The sequence below is a fragment of the Streptomyces sp. NPDC005566 genome, from assembly GCF_040605575.1.
In the GTDB taxonomy this organism is placed as follows: domain Bacteria; phylum Actinomycetota; class Actinomycetes; order Streptomycetales; family Streptomycetaceae; genus Streptomyces.
Genome location: NZ_JBEXDB010000068.1, coordinates 1 through 1,938, shown reverse-complemented (window position 1 = coordinate 1,938; position 1,938 = coordinate 1). Strand labels below are relative to the sequence as shown.

At 58.5% G+C, this 1,938-nt stretch carries 2 protein-coding genes; both read left to right on the top strand.

Going from position 1 to position 1,938, the window contains the following annotated elements:
- Positions 1–240: addiction module antidote protein (locus ABZS61_RS34750; protein WP_356430496.1), on the top strand; the 240-nt coding region annotated here is incomplete at its 5' end.
- Positions 241–353: 113 nt separating this feature from the next.
- The gene (locus tag ABZS61_RS34745; protein ID WP_004637268.1) at positions 354–1,316 is read left to right on the top strand and encodes a replication initiator protein A; all 963 of its coding nucleotides are present in this window, start codon (positions 354–356) and stop codon (positions 1,314–1,316) included.
- The last annotated feature ends 622 nt before the right edge of the window (positions 1,317–1,938 follow it).

The window sequence follows — 1,938 nt, the reverse complement described above, 5'->3', positions numbered from 1 at the left end:
CTAAACCAGCTTCTCCTGGATGGAGAACCGGCCGATCTACTGGTGGCGCTGCGCCAGATGGCTCAAGCGCGCGGTGGCGTGCGCGCTATCGCCAAAGAAACCGAGCTGAATGCCAACCAGCTCTACCGCACGCTGTCGCCCCAGGGCAACCCGGAGCTGCGCAGCCTGTCTGCCGTGCTCAAGGCGCTGGGCCTGCGCTTGGCGGTGCAGCCAGTCGGCCAGCACCATGCCACGGCATGAATCGGAACGCACAAAAGAAAATGCCCGGCGAGCAGGCCGGGCACTTCAAAGACCATCATCAACCCCTAACGGATCAACCCGCTTGGCAGCAAGAGACACATAAGGAGCAATGAATGTCCCATCATAACACAGACAGCGAAAGCGCAACACTTTTTCCACTTGGGCGAGGCGATGAGCCGGCAAGTGGGAACATCCTGGCCAGCGCCGTGCAACCTGACCTGTTTGTGGTGCTTGAGGCGATCCATGATTGGCCCGTTAAAGATGATGTGTCCTCAATGGAGTACCCCATCTTCTCCCTGTCAAAGAACCGCGACACGCGCATCCGCGTCTATTCGCGTGCAGGCCGGAGCATTCGCATCATCCCGTCCGCTGTGGGCGCGGCTACAGTCTTCGACAAAGACATCCTGATCTACTGCATCAGCCAGATCGTGCGAGGGCACGATGCTGGCATCAAGGTTTCGCGCCGTGTCCGCGTGGACGTGTACCCGTTTCTGCTGGGAACGCGCCGCAGCACCGGAGGCGCGGCCTACGAGCGCGTGGTGGACATGTGCCGGCGCTTGAAGGGCACCACCATTGAAACGAACGTCAAGACGAACGAGAAGGAACAGCTCGAAGGCTTCGGCTTGATCGAAGACTACCGCGTGACGACCTGGACGAAGAACGGCAAGGGCGCGCTGGAGTTGGAACTGACAATTTCTGAATGGCTCTACCGGGCCGCAATGGACTTCGACATCCTCACGCTACACCCCGACTACTTCAGCCTTGGCCAAGCCCTGGAACGCCGCTTGTACGAGCTGGCCCGCAAGCACTGCGGCGATAAGGCATGGTGGGAAATCAGCTTGCCGTTGCTGCTGGAGAAAACGGGCAGCTCGCAGACCTTGCGCCGCTTCAAGCAGGAGATCAAGGAAATCGTGGAGCGCGACCCATTGCCCGACTACCGGATGTTCCTCGACGAGTCCGTGAAGCCCAACAAGCTGGTCATCATGACCCGCGATAACGCCAAACTGGTATGCGAGGCCAACAAGGCCGGCAAGCTGTCCTGGGTGTCCTACTTCTTGCAAAAAAAGCTGGCCTGACGCCCATGCAGAGGCTCGCCGCACTGCCCCAGCTTGACCACCGGCAGAGCCTCAACCGCCCATCGTGGCCCCCTGGCCAGCGCCGGCCCGGACTCGTCTATCGGCGTACATTTCGCCTTCTTGCCAAACTGCGCGAATTCGTCTATCGCGGTACGGTTTACTCGTCTATCACCGCACACCCCTGTGCGACAAAACTACCGAAAAACCCGCGTCAGCATTGGATTTTTAGCCCGGAAGCATCCGAAAACGCCTTTTTTGCTGCCACGCTGAAAGCATCCGATACTGCCAAAAACACTCGTCTATCGGCGTACATTTGGCTACTTATCCACAGAAAAACCGGCCGTTTCGTCTATCGACGTACAAACACTCGTCTATCGCGGTACGTTTTTCTCGTCTATCGGCGTACAGCTTTCTCGTCTATCGGCGTACATGCCACTTGGAAAAAGTCTTACGCGACAAGGACTTACGACAGCTTATCCACAGCGTAACACGCGCGCGCGTTTTAACGCCTTCTTATTTAACGTTTTAACGCCGCCGAAGGGGGCGGCACAGCTCTCCGAAGTGGCTGATGTGCCCAGAACGTTGGGCGCACTCGGGCTGCTCCTCGGCGATGTGGGCATCG